This window comes from Pseudomonas sp. KBS0710, from assembly GCF_005938045.2.
Taxonomy (GTDB): Bacteria; Pseudomonadota; Gammaproteobacteria; order Pseudomonadales; family Pseudomonadaceae; genus Aquipseudomonas.
On sequence record NZ_VCCF02000001.1, the window covers coordinates 2,470,357 to 2,486,309 of the forward strand.

20 protein-coding genes are annotated in these 15,953 nt (G+C 59.8%); 7 read left to right on the top strand and 13 right to left on the bottom strand.

Annotation, left to right across the window (positions count from 1 at the left end; genetic code table 11):
- Positions 1–60 precede the first annotated feature (60 nt).
- The 6 genes from FFI16_RS11400 to FFI16_RS11425 all read right to left on the bottom strand — a co-directional run bounded on the left by FFI16_RS11400 (position 61) and on the right by FFI16_RS11425 (position 5,892).
- Positions 61–1,110 carry a DNA topoisomerase IB gene (locus tag FFI16_RS11400; RefSeq protein WP_138817762.1) on the bottom strand — a complete coding sequence of 350 codons (1,050 nt, stop codon included), beginning with the start codon at positions 1,108–1,110 and terminating at the stop codon, positions 61–63.
- A 74-nt stretch (positions 1,111–1,184) separates the two neighbouring features.
- Complete coding sequence (gene modC / locus FFI16_RS11405) at positions 1,185–2,264, bottom strand: molybdenum ABC transporter ATP-binding protein (RefSeq protein WP_138817761.1); 1,080 nt, start codon at positions 2,262–2,264, stop codon at positions 1,185–1,187.
- 5 nt (positions 2,265–2,269) lie between these two features.
- Positions 2,270–2,956: a molybdate ABC transporter permease subunit gene (gene modB / locus FFI16_RS11410; protein ID WP_178112733.1), complete on the bottom strand. Its 687-nt coding sequence runs from the start codon at positions 2,954–2,956 to the stop codon at positions 2,270–2,272.
- Positions 2,953–3,726 (bottom strand): molybdate ABC transporter substrate-binding protein, encoded by a 774-nt coding sequence (gene modA / locus FFI16_RS11415; protein ID WP_138817760.1) that lies wholly within the window; start codon positions 3,724–3,726, stop codon positions 2,953–2,955. The genes modB and modA overlap by 4 nt, the downstream gene beginning before the upstream one ends.
- A gap of 113 nt (positions 3,727–3,839) precedes the next feature.
- Positions 3,840–4,904 carry a nitronate monooxygenase family protein gene (locus tag FFI16_RS11420; RefSeq protein WP_138817759.1) on the bottom strand — a complete coding sequence of 355 codons (1,065 nt, stop codon included), beginning with the start codon at positions 4,902–4,904 and terminating at the stop codon, positions 3,840–3,842.
- Positions 4,905–5,013: 109 nt separating this feature from the next.
- Positions 5,014–5,892 (bottom strand): alpha/beta fold hydrolase, encoded by an 879-nt coding sequence (locus FFI16_RS11425; protein ID WP_138817758.1) that lies wholly within the window; start codon positions 5,890–5,892, stop codon positions 5,014–5,016.
- A gap of 173 nt (positions 5,893–6,065) precedes the next feature.
- Here FFI16_RS11425 and FFI16_RS11430 point away from each other — a divergent pair, with 173 nt between their 5' ends.
- Positions 6,066–6,659 carry an ABATE domain-containing protein gene (locus FFI16_RS11430; protein WP_138817757.1) on the top strand — a complete coding sequence of 198 codons (594 nt, stop codon included), beginning with the start codon at positions 6,066–6,068 and terminating at the stop codon, positions 6,657–6,659.
- A gap of 54 nt (positions 6,660–6,713) precedes the next feature.
- Here FFI16_RS11430 and ada read toward each other — a convergent pair whose 3' ends face one another.
- The 4 genes from ada to FFI16_RS11445 form a co-directional block, all read right to left on the bottom strand.
- Positions 6,714–7,766 (bottom strand): bifunctional DNA-binding transcriptional regulator/O6-methylguanine-DNA methyltransferase Ada, encoded by a 1,053-nt coding sequence (gene ada / locus FFI16_RS11435; protein WP_138817756.1) that lies wholly within the window; start codon positions 7,764–7,766, stop codon positions 6,714–6,716.
- Between the two features lie 75 nt (positions 7,767–7,841).
- Positions 7,842–8,507 (bottom strand): DNA oxidative demethylase AlkB, encoded by a 666-nt coding sequence (alkB, locus tag FFI16_RS11440; RefSeq protein ID WP_138817755.1) that lies wholly within the window; start codon positions 8,505–8,507, stop codon positions 7,842–7,844.
- Positions 8,508–8,510: 3 nt separating this feature from the next.
- Positions 8,511–8,669: a hypothetical protein gene (locus FFI16_RS30470; RefSeq protein WP_178112668.1), complete on the bottom strand. Its 159-nt coding sequence runs from the start codon at positions 8,667–8,669 to the stop codon at positions 8,511–8,513.
- A 26-nt stretch (positions 8,670–8,695) separates the two neighbouring features.
- Positions 8,696–8,998: a DUF1883 domain-containing protein gene (locus FFI16_RS11445; RefSeq protein WP_003173824.1), complete on the bottom strand. Its 303-nt coding sequence runs from the start codon at positions 8,996–8,998 to the stop codon at positions 8,696–8,698.
- 214 nt (positions 8,999–9,212) lie between these two features.
- Between FFI16_RS11445 and FFI16_RS11450 the strand changes: the two genes are divergently transcribed.
- From FFI16_RS11450 to FFI16_RS11465, 4 genes are all read left to right on the top strand, one after another.
- Complete coding sequence (locus FFI16_RS11450; protein WP_138817754.1) at positions 9,213–9,563, top strand: hypothetical protein; 351 nt, start codon at positions 9,213–9,215, stop codon at positions 9,561–9,563.
- 171 nt (positions 9,564–9,734) lie between these two features.
- Positions 9,735–10,382, top strand: a complete 648-nt coding sequence (locus FFI16_RS11455; protein ID WP_138817753.1) for a c-type cytochrome — start codon at positions 9,735–9,737, stop codon at positions 10,380–10,382.
- The gene (locus FFI16_RS11460; RefSeq protein ID WP_138817752.1) at positions 10,379–11,302 is read left to right on the top strand and encodes a c-type cytochrome; all 924 of its coding nucleotides are present in this window, start codon (positions 10,379–10,381) and stop codon (positions 11,300–11,302) included. The genes FFI16_RS11455 and FFI16_RS11460 overlap by 4 nt, the downstream gene beginning before the upstream one ends.
- Before the next feature lie 89 nt (positions 11,303–11,391).
- Complete coding sequence (locus FFI16_RS11465; protein WP_138817751.1) at positions 11,392–11,622, top strand: hypothetical protein; 231 nt, start codon at positions 11,392–11,394, stop codon at positions 11,620–11,622.
- 9 nt (positions 11,623–11,631) lie between these two features.
- Here the strand turns inward: FFI16_RS11465 and FFI16_RS11470 are convergent, their stop codons facing one another.
- Positions 11,632–11,916 carry a hypothetical protein gene (locus tag FFI16_RS11470; RefSeq protein ID WP_017135492.1) on the bottom strand — a complete coding sequence of 95 codons (285 nt, stop codon included), beginning with the start codon at positions 11,914–11,916 and terminating at the stop codon, positions 11,632–11,634.
- 145 nt (positions 11,917–12,061) lie between these two features.
- Positions 12,062–12,250: an aromatic amino acid lyase gene (locus FFI16_RS11475; protein WP_138817750.1), complete on the bottom strand. Its 189-nt coding sequence runs from the start codon at positions 12,248–12,250 to the stop codon at positions 12,062–12,064.
- A gap of 308 nt (positions 12,251–12,558) precedes the next feature.
- On the opposite strand from FFI16_RS11475, the gene galU reads away from it, so the two are divergent.
- A complete protein-coding gene (galU, locus tag FFI16_RS11480; protein ID WP_003212579.1) occupies positions 12,559–13,398 on the top strand; it encodes a UTP--glucose-1-phosphate uridylyltransferase GalU in 840 nt (279 codons plus the stop codon).
- 97 nt (positions 13,399–13,495) lie between these two features.
- Positions 13,496–14,854: a glutathione-disulfide reductase gene (gene gorA / locus FFI16_RS11485; RefSeq protein ID WP_138817749.1), complete on the top strand. Its 1,359-nt coding sequence runs from the start codon at positions 13,496–13,498 to the stop codon at positions 14,852–14,854.
- On the opposite strand, the gene FFI16_RS11490 is transcribed toward gorA, so the two are convergent.
- Complete coding sequence (locus tag FFI16_RS11490) at positions 14,855–15,862, bottom strand: DNA-binding protein (RefSeq protein ID WP_138817748.1); 1,008 nt, start codon at positions 15,860–15,862, stop codon at positions 14,855–14,857.
- Positions 15,863–15,953 lie beyond the last annotated feature (91 nt).

The window sequence follows — 15,953 nt, forward strand, 5'->3', positions numbered from 1 at the left end:
TTTGGAAGGCTTAGTTGTTCACGTCGGCGCTCATCCCGTGAGTCAGAAAGGACCCGCAGGCTAACCCAGCTTGGCGCGCTTGGGCAAGTCGGCCGTCAATTGCTCCAGGAACATCGCCAGCGCCACTTCTTCGGCTTTAAGGCCTTTGCGCACCCGTGGCTTGGGCAGTCTGGACAGCTCGCCCAGGCTGAAATGCTCAAGCACGGCGGGGTGGATATAGCACTTGCGGCACACTGCCGGTGTATTACCCAACTGCTTGGCGACATCTTTGACCATTGCCACCACATGCCGCTTGGCATCGGATTCGGGCTGCCACTCCAATTCGCGCAACACCGCCAGCGCCATCGCGGTGCCGGCCCAAGTGCGGTAGTCCTTGGCGGTGAAGTCGGCGCCGGTGAGGCTGTGTAAATAGGCATTCACGTCGTGGGAACTGACGGTGTGGCGCTCGCCGTCTTCGTCCAGGTACTGAAACAGATTCTGCCCCGGCAGTTCCATGCAGCGCTTGACCACCGTGGCCAGGCGCCGGTCCTTGACGCTGATCTGGTGCTCGACGCCACTCTTGCCGCGAAACTGGAACTGGATCTCGCTGCCCTTGATGTCCACATGGCGGTTGCGCAGGGTGGTCAGCCCGTAGGATTTGTTGTCGCGGGCGTACTGAGTATTGCCGACGCGGATCAGTGTGGCGTCCAGCAGCATGACCACGGTGGCCAGGACTTTTTCACGGGTGAAACCCGGCGCGGCGATTTGCGCTTCCAATTGCTTGCGCAGTTTGGGCAAGGCATTGCCGAACTCTTGCAGGCGCGAGTACTTGTCGGTGTCGCGCACTTCGCGCCAACGCGCATGGTAGCGATACTGCTTGCGGCCCCGTGCATCACGGCCGGTGGCTTGCAGGTGGCCGCGCGGGTCGGCGCAGATCCACACGTCGGTGTAGGCCGGTGGCACGGCCAACGCATTCAGGCGCTTGATTTCATCGGCATCGGTGATGCGCTGGCCTTTGGCGTCAAGGTACTGAAACTTGCCGCGTAGTTTTTTACGGCGGATGCCGGGTTGGGTGTCGTCCACATAATGCAGGTCGCGGGGCAGGTCGGCAGGCAGCGCAGAGTCGGGCATGGTGCAAATTCCTTGGCAACAGATCAGGCCGGTATACCTGATTGACCGCAGGGTTTTGCGCGCGTGCCAAATACTTACGCCAGCACGGCCACCGCCTTGATTTGCGCCCACAAGGCCTGGCCCGGATGCAGTTGCAGTTGATCGCGGGAGAAGCGTGTAATCCTCGCCAGCAAAGGCGTACCGCCGGCGTCCAGGCGCACCAGTACATGGGCGTTATTGTCCGCGGCAATTTCCTGGGTGACCGTCACCGGCAAGCGATTGAGGATACTGCTGGCTTCTTCGGCCTGCAGGCTGAGGCTGACGTCGCGCGCCTGCACCTTGACCCGCGAATGCTTACCTAACGCCAGCGGCGCATGGGCCACACGGATCTGCAAAGGGCTGTCGGGCAACTGCAAGGTGAGCAATTGGTAGTGCGCGTCAAAGGCAACCACCGTGCCGTTGATGACCACACCGGCGTCATCGCCCAGCGCCATCGGCAGGTCCAGGCGTGCCAGGGTTTCGCCGATGGGGCCGCTGGCCAGCGCCTTGCCGTCGCTTAATAGCACGATGTGATCGGCCAGGCGCGCCACTTCGTCCTGGGCATGGCTGACGTAGAGCACCGGAATATCCAACTCATCGTGCAGGCGTTCAAGGTAGGGCAGGATCTCGCTTTTGCGCTTGCTGTCCAGGGCCGCCAGCGGCTCATCCATCAACAACAACTGCGGGCTGGTGAGCAGGGCGCGGGCGATGCCGACGCGCTGGCGTTCGCCGCCGGACAAGTGCTGCGGGTGGCGTTCAAGCAAGTGGCCGATGCCCAGCAATTCGGCGGCCTGTGCCATGTCCACACGGCGAAGCATGCGGGCAATACGCTTGAGGCCAAACTCCAGATTGGCGCGCACCGACAGATGAGGAAACAGGCTCGCTTCCTGGAACACATAACCGAGTGCGCGTTTATGCGGCGGTACAAACACGCCGTTGCGGCTGTCTTGCCAGACCTCTTCGTTGATCTGGATAAACCCATCTTCAGCCCGCTCAAGCCCGGCGATACAGCGCAGGCAGGTGGTCTTGCCGGAGCCGGAATGCCCGTACAGCGCGGTTACACCACGGCCGGGCAGGTGCAGGTCCACGTCGAGGGCGAAGCCTGGGTACTTCAGGTTCAGGCGTACATCAATCATGGCGGTCAACTCCAGCCCATCTTGGTTTTACGGCTGGAATAGAGCGCCAGCAATACGAGAAAAGCGAACACCACCATGGAACCGGCGAGCCAATGGGCCTGTGCATATTCCATGGCTTCGACGTGATCGTAGATCTGCACTGAGACCACGCGGGTCTTGTCGGGGATATTGCCGCCGATCATCAATACCACGCCGAACTCACCGACGGTGTGGGCGAAGCCCAGAATCGAGGCGGTGATAAACCCCGGGCGGGCCAGAGGCAGGATCACCGTGAAAAACGTGTCCCAAGGGTTGGCGCGCAGCGTCGCCGCCACTTCCAATGGGCGCGTGCCGATGGCGGAGAAGGCGTTTTGCAACGGTTGCACCACAAACGGCATGGAATAGATCACCGAGCCGATCACCAGCCCGGCGAAACTGAAAGTCAGGGTGCCCAGGCCCAGCCATTGGGTGAACTGGCCGAAGTAGCCGTTGGGGCCCATGGTCAACAATAGGTAAAAGCCGATGACCGTCGGTGGCAACACCAACGGCAACGCGACAATCGCGCCTATGGGGCCGCGCCACCAGGAGCGGGTGCGCGACAGCCACAGGGCAATCGGAGTGCCGATGATCAGCAGGATCACAGTGGTCAGTGACGCCAGTTTGATGGTCAACCAGATGGCGGAAAAATCGGCACTCGACAACGGCATAGTCAGTTGGCCAATTCGTAACCGTAGGACTTGATCACCGCAGCGGCTTTTGGCCCCTTGAGGTATTCAACCAGGGCTTTGGCCGCAGCGCTGTCCTTGCCTTTATTGAGGATCACCGCGTCTTGCTTGATCGGGTCATGCATGGCCGCCGGGACGATCCACGCCGAACCGCTGGTGACCTTGCCGTCTTTGTAGATCTGCGACAGCGCGACAAAGCCCAACTCAGCGTTGCCGGTGGACACGAATTGATAGGCCTGGGTGATGTTCTGGCCTTCGACCAGCTTGTCCTTGACCTTCTCGGTCAAGCCTTCTTTAGCCAGCACTTGAGTGGCCGCCAGGCCATAAGGCGCGGCTTTCGGGTTGGCGATGGACAGGTGTTTGAAGTCGTTTTTCTTCAGCACGTCGCCCTTGGCATCCACATAACCTTCTTTGGCCGACCACAGCGCCAGGGTGCCGACCGCGTAGGTGAAGCGTGAACCTTTGACCGTGTCGCCTTCGGCTTCGAGTTTTTGCGGGGTGGTGTCATCGGCGCTGAGGAACACTTCGAACGGCGCACCGTTCTTGATCTGGGTATAGAACTGGCCGGTAGCGCCGTAGGCGGCGACCAGTTTGTGGCCGGTATCTTTTTCGAAATCGGCGGCAATCGCCTGGATCGGCGCGGTGAAGTTGGCGGCGACCGCCACCTGGACTTCATCGGCGTGGGCCGAGCCAAAGGCAAAAGCGGCAATCAGGCTGGCCAGGGCAGTAGGGGCCAGGCGTGAGGCGCGGATCATCATGAAGCAGCTCCTTGGGGGTTGTACGGCTTGTTATAGGTAGAAGGCTTTACCGCTATGTATGGGAATATATAGCGGTTGGCCATTGCCGGTACAGTGCAAAGTTGCCCCAGGTGTCAGTTGCGCTTGAGCTTGGCCAGCGCCTGTTCGGCCAACTGGCGGGTCAGGTCATAGCTGGAAATATCTTTACCCAGACGCAGCGCCTGGCCGGCCCAGAGGTTGCTGAAGCCGGCTTCATCCTTGGCCTTGAGCGGCATCAGGGCGCCGCCAGCGGTGGGGAATGCCGGTGCCGCCGGGTTGATCGCACCGAGCTCGCGCATCACTCGATTGACGATGCCACGCGCCGGGCGGCCGGTGAACAGGTTGGTCAGCGCGGTTTCGCTGGCCTGGGCGTGACGCAGTGCGTGGTGGTGGGAGGCGCTGACGTTGGCTTCAGGGGTAAACAGGTACGCGGTGCCGATTTGCACCGCAGAAGCACCCAGGGCGAATGCCGCAACGATGCCGCGTGCATCGCCAATGCCGCCTGCGGCGATCACCGGCACCTTTACCGCGTCGACGATTTGCGGCACCAGCGCCATCAAGCCTATTTGCGTGTTGAGGTCGTCGCTGAGGAAAATCCCACGGTGCCCGCCGGCTTCAATGCCCATCGCAATGATTGCATCGCAGCCATGCTGTTCGAGCCATACGGCTTCTTCAACGGTGGTGGCCGAGGACAGCACCTTGGCGCCGGTGGCTTTGACCCGATCGAGCAAGTTTTTTTCCGGCAGACCAAAGTGAAAGCTCACCACCTCGGGGCGAAATTCTTCGACGACTTTGCAGGCCGCTTCGTTGAACGGCGCGCGATTGGACACTGGAGTCGGTGCATCAAAATCGGCGCCCAGCTCGCGGTAGTAAGGTTCCAGCAACGCCTTCCAGCGGTGGTCACGCTCTTGATCAGCAGATGGAGGTTGATGGCAGAAGAAATTGACGTTGATCGGGCCTGCGCTGGCCAGGCGGATCGTGCTCAAGGCTTCGCGCAGTTGCTCGATGCTCAGCGCGGCGGCGGGCATTGAGCCCAAGGCGCCGGCCTGATTGGCGGCGATGACCATCGCAGGGGTGGTGGCGCCGGCCATCGGCGCCTGGATGATAGGCACGTCGATGCCCAGCAGGTCGAGAATGCGGGTGTCTGGCCAGGTGCTCATGGGATGCGTCTCCAGCGTGAGTAAGACTTTGCGCTGTTTTAGCAGGGCCATTGGCACCCGGCCAGTCTGTTTTATTCACTGGACGAAGCAGTACTTTCGTGCGCTCAGGTCAGTCGATGGCATGCCCCAGTACCGCGTGAATGCGCTCGGCAATATGCGCGGCGTGGGTTTCCAGGGCGAAGTGGCCGGTGTCCAGCAACTCGACCACTGCATTGGCATTGTCGCCCTTGTAAGCGTGGGCGCCGGGTGGAATGAAGAACGGGTCGTGCTCGCCCCAGATCACCAGCGTCGGCACCTGCGTGGCCTTGAAAAACGCCTGGAACGCCGGGTACAGCGTGAGGTTGTTGCGGTAGTCGAGAAACAGGTCCAACTGGATCTCGTCATTGCCGGGGCGCTGCATCAACAGCACATCAAGCATGTAGGCCTCCGGCGCGATCAACTCAGGTGTGCTCACGCCATGCAGGTACTGGTAGCGCGTGCCTTCCAGGCTGATCACCGCGTTGCGGATCACCTCGCGGTTGGCCAGGCTGGGTTCGGCCCAATAGGCACGAATCGGTGCCCAGGCATCGCCCAGGCCTTCCAGGTAAGCATTGCCATTTTGCGAGACCAGCGCACTGACCCGTTGTGGGTGCGCCACGGCCAGCCGCAGGCCAACCGGTGCGCCGTAATCGAAGACGTACAGGGCGTAGCGCGTCAGGTTCAGCGCATCGACGAAATGCCCCACGGTGGTTGCCAGGTTATCGAAGCTGTAGTGGTAGTCAGGTTCGGCAGGCACTTCGGTGAAGCCAAAGCCCGGCAAATCCGGCGCGATCACCCGAAAACGCGTGGCCAGCAGCGGGATCAGGTCACGGTACATGTGCGAAGAACTCGGGAAACCGTGCAGCAGCAAAATGACCGGGGCCGCCGGGTCGCCGGCTTCACGGTAGAACATGCGCACACCGTCGGCATCGATGTGGTGGTAGCGAACGACAGGGGCTTGGATAGACATGATGAGGGCGCCTTTTGTAACTTGATTGGTTAGTTATACGGGTTACTGCTTAAAAAGCTGCGCCAAAATATGTAACCTGTCAAATTAATTAAACAGGTTAGCTTTCGAGCCGCTGTAACTATCCAACCGTTAAAATAGCGGTTACGATTGCGCGGTGATCAAGAGGACTCATCATGGCCATTTCAACGCCCACCACCGCACCGCCCGAACCCTATGTCCTGGCCGATGAGCCGGTACTGGACATGCTCAATACCCTGGCGAACATCGACGGCGTGCCGTGGGATTTCTGGCAGACAGACGCCGACGTGCAGCGCTGGCTGCTGCGCTTGCAGTGGGCCGAGGAGGGCGGCGTGCCGGTATTTGCAGATGGCGCGTTGCTGCGTGCCGCGCGGGAGTTGCGTGAGGTGGTTCGTGAATTGGTCGCCGCCCGCAAGCAGGGCCAGGCGGCCAACCCGGCGGCCCTCAACGGCTTCTTGCGCAAGGCGGTGAGCCATCCGCAACTGGTTTGGCCGGCATCCGGAGCGCCGCAATTGGAGCGCCAACGCAAAGTGCAGACCGCCGAGCAATTTTTATCGCCGATTGCCGAAGCAGCGGCGAACTTGTTGGTGGTCGGCGACTTCAACTTGATTCGCCGCTGCGAGCATCCGGAATGCATCCTGTGGTTCTATGATCGGACCAAGGCTCACAAGCGCCGCTGGTGCAGCATGGCGTTGTGTGGCAACCGGCATAAGGTGGCCGAATTCCGTAAACGAAAACTGGCGCTTTAAAGCAGACGGTGCTGCAAGCGCTCAGATAGCAGCCGGTGTGTATATCGGCATCCGCTAGGGTTTCACCGACTGTTCGCGCTCCAGCAGCTGCCGCTTGCGCTCTACGCCCCAGCGGTAGCCTGACAGCTCGCCATCACTGCGTACCACGCGGTGGCAGGGTATCGCCACGGCCAGGCTGTTGGCGCCACACGCCTGGGCCACCGCACGAAACGACTTGGGCGCGCCGATCTGCGCAGCAATCTGCGCGTAGCTGGCGGTGCTGCCCACCGGGATGTCGCGCAGTGCTTGCCACACCCGTTCCTGAAACGCGGTGCCGCGCAAATCCAGGGGCAAATTCAAACCCAGGGCAGGGGCTTCGATAAAACCCACGACCTGGGCGATCAACTGTTCGAACGCAGGGTCCGCACCGACCAGTTCGGCTTTGGGGAACTGGTCTTGCAAGTCGCGCAGCAGGGTGTCCGGGTCATCGCCCAATAGAATCGCACACACGCCGCGTTGGCTTTGCGCCACCAGAATCGCGCCCAGTGAGCATTGGCCCAGCGCAAAAAGAATCCTGCTGTTGGTGCCGCCGGCCTTGTAGTCGCGGGGCTTCATGCCGAGCAGTTGATCGGCTGATTCATAAAAGCGGCTGTTGGAATTAAAGCCCGCGTCATACAGCGCGTCGGTCACCGAATGCTCGCCCTTGAGGCTGTCGCGCACTTTGCGCGAACGCAAGGCGCTGGCATAGGCCTTGGGTGTCAGGCCGGTGACGGCTTTGAATACGCGATGAAAATGGAATGCGCTTAGCCCGGCGCCATGGGCGAGTACTTCCAGGCTGGGCGGGGTTTCAGCCAGCTCGATCTGTCGGCACGCCTCGGCCACCAATTGGGCGTGGTGGGCCGCCAGTTGAGTCTGGTCGCCGGCTGCGCGCTTGCTGGGGCGATAACCCGCTGCTTCAGCGTGCGCCGCCGTGTCGAAGAACTCGATGTTTTCCGGGCGCGGCAAACGCGAGGCGCTGCTGGGGCGGCAATACACGCCGGTGGTTTTAACCCCGTAGACAAACAGGGCGTCGGCCTTGGCATCACGGGCGACGATGGCGGCCCAGCGTGGGTCTTGTTCGGTGGTCATGGCCTGCACTCTTGACGGATCACGCCCAGATTAACCGCGTTGCAGATGGCCGGCACTCTGAAGCTTGCGGTCAAATTAGCCGGCGGTGCGAAAGGTCAGGTTGATGCGTTGCGGGCCCATGATCGGATGCACGCCTTGCTTGATCGGCATCACCCCATGAAAGCGCAAACGGTCGACACCGCCCCACACCACTACGTCGCCGTGGAACAGTGAGACTTTCTGGGTTTTGTCGCTGCGCTCGTGGCCACCAAACAGGAATACAGCCGGCAAACCCAGGGAGATTGAAACGACTGGGGCGCTATAGACCCGTTCGTTTTTATCTTGGTGCAGGGACATCTTGGCGCCGGGCACATAGCGGTTAATCAAGCAGGCGTCCGGCGCAAACGCGCTGAAGCCAGCTTCGGCTGCCGCCAGCCTGGCCAGTTCACGCAAGGTCTCGGGCATAGCCGGCCACGGCTGTTGATTGCGTGGGTCAATGGGGCTGTAGCGGTAGCCGGTGCTGTCGGTGGTCCAGCCCAGTGCACCGCAACTGCTCAGCGCTGCCGACATGGTGAAACCGCCGGGCGTAACCATTTGCCGGAACGGCGATTGGGCCAGTATCAGTCGTAGCTCAGGCAGCAGGCGGTCAATCCAGGGCAAGGCGAAGCCCCTTAGCACGTAGGACTCTTCGCCAATCTGCTCGCGCCCCGCCGGTTGCTGCAAGGCGTCCTCAGCGAACAGATCAGCCGTCGGGCCTGGCATGGATTACAGCGCCTTGCTCACATTGATGTCGGTGACTTCGTCACTGGCATCGTGGATTTTTGCCAGGGCTTCCTTGGCTTCTTCAACGCTTCCTGCCTGCAGAAGGGCAAATTCAAAGCGACGTTCGCCGTTGAGCTTGTATTTGATTACGTATTTGGTCACAGCAGTTTTCCTGTCGAGGGTTCGGCTCAGCTCAGCTTGGTGCTGGTACGGCGAACGATACGGATCTTGTGGGACAGCGCAGGTTTGCGGGTCACGCTGATGGCGCGGCGCGTGACCACATCCAGCGTGATGTTCCAGAACCCGGTGCTGGGTGCGGTGATTTTCGCCGGGAATTTGTCAAACGCGCCGCCATGGTAAGTGTGGCGGCCGCCGTTCTTGAAACTGCGGAAATTGGCATCGCTCATCAGGCGAATATTGCAGGTCTGCGAGCATTCGATGACAACGATGTCGCCCTCGTTGAGGTGCTCGCGCTGGTGGATGAATTTCATTGGGGGTGTCTCCAGAAGGGCTTTTTCTGAAAAATCAGAATGATACGTAGGTTAAGATAGAGTTTATCAGCCCTGACGCGATTATTATCGGGTCGTCGTCGACGACTTCGACAATTTAAAACAGTTATTTCCCGAGTTTTCAGAGATAAATCCTACATCAGCGGGAGAAATTTCCTCTCTACGCTGTCGTAGGGTCTTTATCGGAGGTTTAAGTATGAAGTGGAGTGTGTTGGTTCTGGCCTTGGCGTTGGGTGGATGTGCTTCGGTTGCAGATATCAAGCAGACCCCGCCAACCCTGGTGGTTATTTCTGGCAAGAAACCGCCTGAATATGCCGCGTGCGTGGTCCGTAAACTGGAAGCGACCCGCCGGCCGTCGCAGATTGAGCCGCACAAGGACGGCGTACAGGTGATTGTGCCGCAGAAATTCTCGGCTGACCCTTCGGCGATCCTCGAGATTGAAGACCGCTCCAGCGGCAGCAGTATCAAGCTCTATGAGAGCATGTCAAATGTGCCGATCCGCCCAGGCGATATCAAGAAAGCCGCGGAGGATTGCATCTCCGGCTAAGTCTTTGGTTTATCCGCTTACTGATCCCGATAGAAAAGCCCGACCCTGCCTTGGCAGGGTCGGGCTTTTTTTTGCGTTTATTTGAGTGTTGTCGCCTGAGGATCATTGCCCTACTATTTGTAGGCTTATGCGTTTGTAGTCTAAGCATATAACTATAAGGAAGGAGCCGTGATGATGTCTCTGGAACGACTGTTGATAGGCAGCGCGTTGCTGTTGCTATTGGGCAATACCCACGCGCAGGACGGAAAAAAGCTGTTTACCGAAGGCGGATCGCAACCGGGCGCCATGCCCTGTATGGCTTGCCACGGTGCCGATGGGTTGGGCCTGGCGGCCGCCGGTTTCCCCAGGCTCGCAGGGTTGCCGGCCGCGTATGTGCGCAAACAATTGGCTGACTTCAGCAGCGGGGCGCGCAGCAATCCGGTGATGCAGCCGTTGGCCAAGGCGCTGACTGAAGAGGAAGTGACGGCGCTCAGCGAAGCGGTCGCAACGATGCCGTTTCCGGCCGTCGCAACGGCGTACCGCAGTGACATGCCGGTGGGCGCCGCGCAAAAACTGGCGTTGCAAGGCGCCTGGGAGCGGCAGATTCCCGCGTGCGTCAGTTGCCATGGGCCTGCCGGAGCTGGCGTAGGCGATGCATTCCCACCGTTGGCGGGCCAGCCTGCCGCTTACCTGGCGGCGCAGTTGATGGCCTGGCAGAACGGCAGTCGCCACAACGACCTTAATGATTTGATGGGCCATATTGCCAAGTCCCTGACGGCAGAAGAAGTACAGGGCGTTGCCCAGTATTTTGCAGCGTTGAAGCCGGAGGCCAAGCCATGAAGCAATTCACCTTAGCGTCGGTACTCGGCTTGCTGGCTGCACTGCCTGCCCATGCGGCGCCAATTGCCATGGAAGACCAATCCCAGTTGCAGCCGCTGGCCAAGCCTGCAGCGGCCGAGCAATTCCAGCCGCCGCAGGAAAGCGAGCTGCCCGACAATGCCTACGGCAAGCTGGTGCGCCAGGGCTACGCCTTGTTCGTCGATACCAAGCGTCTGGCGCCTGAGTTTGTCGGTAACGGGCTCAACTGCAGCAATTGCCACCTGGATCAAGGTCGCCTGGCCAACTCGGCGCCTCTGTGGGGCGCGTACCCGATGTACCCGGCGTACCGAAAGAAGAACGACAAGGTCAACACCTTTGCCGAGCGCTTGCAGGGCTGCTTCCAGTTCAGCATGAATGGCGGCACGCCTCCAGCCGCCGACAGCCCCGAGATTACCGCGCTGTCAGTCTATTCCTACTGGTTGGCCAGCAAAGCGCCGTTGGGTGTGGAGCTTGCGGGGCGCGGCTACCCGGACGTGGCGCAACCGGCCAAGGGTTACAACCTGGCCCAGGGCGCCGAGGTGTACAAGGGTCAATGCGCGGTGTGCCACGGCGGTGAAGGGCAGGGGCAAAAGGTCGGTGACAGCTATGTGATGCCACCGCTGTGGGGCAAGGACTCCTACAATTGGGGCGCCGGCATGCATCGAATCAACACGGCTGCGTCCTTCATCAAGCACAACATGCCACTGGGCGAGGGTGGCAGCCTGAGCGATCAGCAGGCGTGGGATGTGGCGGCCTACGTCAACAGCCATGAACGGCCGCAGGACCCGCGCCTGGTTGAGGGCTCGATAGAGAAAACCCGGGTCAAGTTTCACGCCAATGACGGGGTCAATCTTTATGGCCAGACGCTAGAGGGCGTGCTGATCGGGCAGGGCATCCGTTAAACTGTCGGCCATTCAATGCGCCATTCAATGTAAAGATGCCGCTCAAACCCTGGGTTTGCGCGGCATTTGTCCTTCGTGGAAAGTCCTACATGAAACGAGAACACGTTAAAGCCCGACATGCCGAAGGCCAGATATCGGCCACCCATGTCATCCAGAACCCCGCCGACCTGGGCGAGTGGATCGTATTTTTCAAGAAGAGCGGCGGCCGCAGTTACTTCCTGGTAGACGATCAGGACGAGGTTGAGTCATTCCCGCGCCTGGATGACCTGATCGAGACCTTGCGTGGCCTGGGTATCAAGTTCGCCGAAGTTCATCTGTAACGCGCAGGGTTACTTGCACACCACCACGACGCTGCGGCTCTTGAAGTTGCCCACGTCTTTGCCCAGAGTCTTGTCGCTTTCCTTGAGTGCCGGCGTGCCTTCGGTGCCGACGATGCGGTAACCGGTGCCTGCACACGAAGCGTCAGCTTTTTCGTAGCAACTGGCCCACGAGTTGGCCTCGCCCGAGCAGTCGATGGTCAGGCCTTGCTCGCCGTTTTTCAGGTAGGTGTCGGACGTGGTGGTGCAGCCGGTCATCAGCGCCAGGGCCGCAGTCAGTGCCAGAATCTTGTTCATGAGTTGGGTCGTCGTCGAGGGTGTAGGAGGGGCGCAGACACTGTCGTGGGGCGTTTTCAGCAAGATTATAGCGAACGGCCATCAAGGTACAGACAAACACAAAAAAGCCCCGTCGACCGGGGCTTTGTGCGCAACGCAATAGCGCTTACTTTTTGTCCTTGGGGCGCTTGCTCGATGCGTGACCGGCTTCGTCCACAAACACTTCAGCCACCGCAATGGCCATGCTTTCGCTCGCGAATACCCCAGCGACGCTGTCGCCGTGGAAGTTGATCAGGTGCCAGCCGTCCGCTCGCTGGGTGATCAGGTAGCCGTTTACGCCTTTTGGTTCTGACATCTATTAATCTCGTAGTCTGGTTCAATCGCGCAATGATAGCGCCAATTGGCCCTGCGGCGCGCAAGTTGTTGCAGGTCAGTGCCCTGCATCGAAAAGCATGCTAAAACCATTGAGGCCCTTTTAAGTGAAGGAGTAAAGGCTGGTTTTGTCGCGCCATGAGTGAATGCTCTTCGTAGGATCAGCGGAACTTACGCGCGGATTTTTTCTCTATGTTGACATCGCAACGCCAGCAGGACCCATTGTAAGGTGACTGCGGCCTGATTAGACTGCGCCGAATTCCGTACGCACAGCCCTTTGTAAGGACTTATATGATCAAGAAATGCTTGTTCCCAGCAGCCGGTTACGGCACTCGCTTCTTGCCAGCGACCAAAGCCATGCCCAAAGAGATGCTGCCGGTGGTGAACAAGCCACTGATTCAGTACGGCGTCGAAGAGGCACTGGATGCCGGTCTGAACGAAATCTCCATCGTTACCGGCCGCGGTAAGCGCGCGTTGGAAGACCACTTCGACATCAGCTACGAGCTGGAAAACCAGATCAAGGGCACCGACAAGGAAAAGTACCTGGTCGGCATCCGTAAACTGCTCGACGAGTGCTCGTTCTCCTACACCCGTCAAACCCAGATGAAAGGCCTTGGCCACGCCATCCTCACCGGCCGCCCGCTGATCGGTGACGAGCCGTTCGCCGTGGTCCTGGCCGACGACCTGTGCGTTAACCTGGAAGGCGACGGCGTACTGACCCAGATGGTCAAGCTGTACCAGAAATACCGTTGCACCATCGTTGCGGTTCAAGAGGTCGACCCTCAGGAAACCAACAAGTACGGCGTGATCGCCGGCGACGACATCGGTGATGGCCTGATTCGCGTGCGTGACATGGTTGAGAAACCAGCGCCGGAAGATGCACCTTCGAACCTGGCGATTATCGGTCGTTACATCCTGACGCCGGACATCTTCAAGCTGATCGAAGAAACCGAGCCAGGCAAAGGCGGCGAGATTCAAATCACCGACGCCCTGTTGAAGCAAGCCAAAGATGGCTGCGTGATTGCCTACAAATTCAAAGGCCGTCGCTTCGACTGCGGTGGCGCTGAAGGCTACATCGAGGCCACCAACTTCTGCTACGAGCACTTCTACAAGACCGGTAAGGCTTACTGATTCACAGCAGCCCGCCTAAAAAGCCACCTTCGGGTGGCTTTTTCGTTTTTCAGCCCCATGTAAGTCGGTATGCTGATGAGCTGCCGAGGAGAGTGAAATGGCCTACGATTTTGATCTGTATGTAATTGGCGCCGGTTCCGGCGGTGTGCGCGCAGCGCGTTTTGCTGCGGGTTTTGGCGCCAAAGTGGCGGTGGCCGAAAGCCGTTACCTGGGCGGTACGTGCGTTAACGTTGGCTGCGTGCCGAAAAAACTGCTGGTGTACGGCGCGCATTTCGCCGAAGACTTTGAACAGGCCAGCGGTTTCGGCTGGTCGCTGGGTGAAGCGAACTTTGACTGGGCAACCCTGATCGCCAACAAAGACCGCGAAATCAACCGCCTCAATGGCATCTACCGCAACCTGCTGGTGAACAGCGGGGTGACTTTGCACGAAGGGCATGCGCGTTTGGTTGATCCGCACCAAGTGGAGATCAATGGCGAGCGCTTTACGGCCAAGCACATCCTGATCGCCACGGGCGGCTGGCCGCAGATCCCGGAAATTCCGGGGCGTGAGCACGCCATAGGCTCCAACGAGGCGTTCTTCCTCAAAGAGCTGCCCAAGCGCGTGCTGGTAGTCGGCGGTGGCTACATCGCCGTTGAGTTTGCAGGCATCTTCCATGGCCTGGGCGCACAGACAACCTTGCTGTATCGCGGCGACCTGTTCCTGCGCGGGTTTGACGGCGCGGTGCGCACGCACCTGAAGGAAGAGCTGACCAAGCGCGGCCTCGACCTGCAATTCAATGCCGATATCGAGCGCATCGACAAGCAGGCCGATGGCAGCCTCAAGGCCACCCTCAAAGACGGCCGCGTGCTGGAAGCCGATTGCGTGTTCTACGCCACCGGCCGCCGCCCGATGCTGGACAACCTGGGGCTGGAAAACACCGGCGTCAAGTTGGATGAGCGCGGCTTTGTCGAAGTCGACGACCTGTACCAGACCGCCGAAGCGTCGATCCTGGCGATTGGTGATGTGATCGGGCGTGTGCAATTGACGCCCGTCGCGCTGGCCGAAGGCATGGCGGTTGCTCGTCGGCTGTTCAAGCCCGAGCAATACCGCCCGGTAGATTACGCGATGATTCCGACCGCGGTATTCAGCCTGCCGAATATCGGCACGGTGGGCCTGAGCGAAGAAGACGCGAAGAAAAACGGCCATAAGGTGCAGATCTTCGAAAGCCGCTTCCGGCCGATGAAGCTGACGTTGACCGACTGCCAGGAGAAAACCTTGATGAAGCTCGTGGTCGACGCCGACACCGACAAGGTCCTGGGTTGCCACATGGTCGGGCCGGACGCTGGCGAGATCGTCCAGGGCCTGGCGATCGCGCTCAAGGCCGGCGCGACCAAGCAGCATTTCGATGAAACCATCGGCGTACACCCTACGGCGGCGGAAGAGTTCGTCACCATGCGCACGCCTGTGGCGGGCTGATCAGGCGTCGGTTGTTGCCTCTGGCGGCGTTGCAACGACGGCCGCCAGGCGCAATGCCTCAATACTGGCCTGGGCCTTGATCAGGTCCAGTTCCAGGGTTTTGCTCACCTGCTGTTGCTCACTCAGCGCCGCCTGGCGCGCTTGACCTTCCTCTACCGCAACCCGCAAACGCTCCTGCAGCAGGGTTCGTTCGCTTTCTATCCGGCCAAGCTGCTCGCTGAGTGTTTGCTGCTGCGCCTGCTCCTTGCGTGATTGCTCCTGCAGGGCGGTCAATTCCTTGCTGGTCACGCGGTGCTCGATAAGCAGCCGCTCATTGTCGCGATGCAGTTGGGTGATCTCATCCTGGCGCACCATGGCGCTTTGTTGCGCCTGACGCAGTTCGGCCTGCACCTGCTGCAACTGGCCCTCATAACGACGTTGTTCCTGCTCACGTTGCTCCTTGACCGCATTGCGGTAGTGCTCAAGCGCGTCGCGGGCGTGCAGGTGTTTGTCTTCGAGCGAGCGAATCTGCTCGTCCTTGTCATTAATGCGCAGCTCGTAATCGCTGCACGCCTGGCTGAGCCCCGCATTGCGGGTTTGTTCGGTTTGCAGGCTGGTGCTCGCGGTTTGCAGTGCAGCACTTTCTTCCGCCAGGGCTGCGGCCTGTATATCAAATTGCTGCTTGAGCTGGTTTTGAGTCTCTTCCAGCGCTTCAACCTGAGCGAGCAGGGCGGCTTTTTGTTGTTCGAACTGCGCCAGCGCCAAGTCGATAGGCTCCTGCGCCTTCTCTTTAAGGCGTTGGGCCAAACGCGCGACCAATTCACCTAGCTCGTCGTCAATCGGGGCTTCAGTGATGGTCAGCCGCGTTTCGCTGTCATCCAATTCCTTCAAATAACGATGAATCGTGGTTTTCGAGCCGGTATTGCCCATCTCGATACGCACCGCGTCGATGCTGGGGTTTTCGCCGCGGGCCAGGATCGCCAAGCGTGCCGTTTGAACCACTGCTTTGTTTATGCCGCCGCGCGCCATGGGGTCTCCGTCGATTTAGTACTGTGGTACGTAGTATGTAGATACATACTCTATCACGAATAAAAACTCGTTCAAATTCATGATTTAACAG

Coding starts and splice junctions, on each gene's coding strand:
- modA (WP_138817760.1), bottom strand. CDS start 3,726: ATGATGATCCGCGCCTCACGCCTGGCCCCTACTGCCCTGGCCAGCCTG.
- FFI16_RS11470 (WP_017135492.1), bottom strand. CDS start 11,916: ATGAACAAGATTCTGGCACTGACTGCGGCCCTGGCGCTGATGACCGGC.
- FFI16_RS11420 (WP_138817759.1), bottom strand. CDS start 4,904: ATGAGCACCTGGCCAGACACCCGCATTCTCGACCTGCTGGGCATCGAC.
- FFI16_RS11465 (WP_138817751.1), top strand. CDS start 11,392: ATGAAACGAGAACACGTTAAAGCCCGACATGCCGAAGGCCAGATATCG.
- gorA (WP_138817749.1), top strand. CDS start 13,496: ATGGCCTACGATTTTGATCTGTATGTAATTGGCGCCGGTTCCGGCGGT.
- ada (WP_138817756.1), bottom strand. CDS start 7,766: ATGACCACCGAACAAGACCCACGCTGGGCCGCCATCGTCGCCCGTGAT.
- galU (WP_003212579.1), top strand. CDS start 12,559: ATGATCAAGAAATGCTTGTTCCCAGCAGCCGGTTACGGCACTCGCTTC.
- FFI16_RS11455 (WP_138817753.1), top strand. CDS start 9,735: ATGATGTCTCTGGAACGACTGTTGATAGGCAGCGCGTTGCTGTTGCTA.
- FFI16_RS11450 (WP_138817754.1), top strand. CDS start 9,213: ATGAAGTGGAGTGTGTTGGTTCTGGCCTTGGCGTTGGGTGGATGTGCT.
- FFI16_RS11400 (WP_138817762.1), bottom strand. CDS start 1,110: ATGCCCGACTCTGCGCTGCCTGCCGACCTGCCCCGCGACCTGCATTAT.
- FFI16_RS11445 (WP_003173824.1), bottom strand. CDS start 8,998: ATGAAATTCATCCACCAGCGCGAGCACCTCAACGAGGGCGACATCGTT.
- FFI16_RS11475 (WP_138817750.1), bottom strand. CDS start 12,250: ATGTCAGAACCAAAAGGCGTAAACGGCTACCTGATCACCCAGCGAGCG.
- alkB (WP_138817755.1), bottom strand. CDS start 8,507: ATGCCAGGCCCGACGGCTGATCTGTTCGCTGAGGACGCCTTGCAGCAA.
- modC (WP_138817761.1), bottom strand. CDS start 2,264: ATGATTGATGTACGCCTGAACCTGAAGTACCCAGGCTTCGCCCTCGAC.
- FFI16_RS11425 (WP_138817758.1), bottom strand. CDS start 5,892: ATGTCTATCCAAGCCCCTGTCGTTCGCTACCACCACATCGATGCCGAC.
- FFI16_RS11490 (WP_138817748.1), bottom strand. CDS start 15,862: ATGGCGCGCGGCGGCATAAACAAAGCAGTGGTTCAAACGGCACGCTTG.
- FFI16_RS11460 (WP_138817752.1), top strand. CDS start 10,379: ATGAAGCAATTCACCTTAGCGTCGGTACTCGGCTTGCTGGCTGCACTG.
- FFI16_RS11430 (WP_138817757.1), top strand. CDS start 6,066: ATGGCCATTTCAACGCCCACCACCGCACCGCCCGAACCCTATGTCCTG.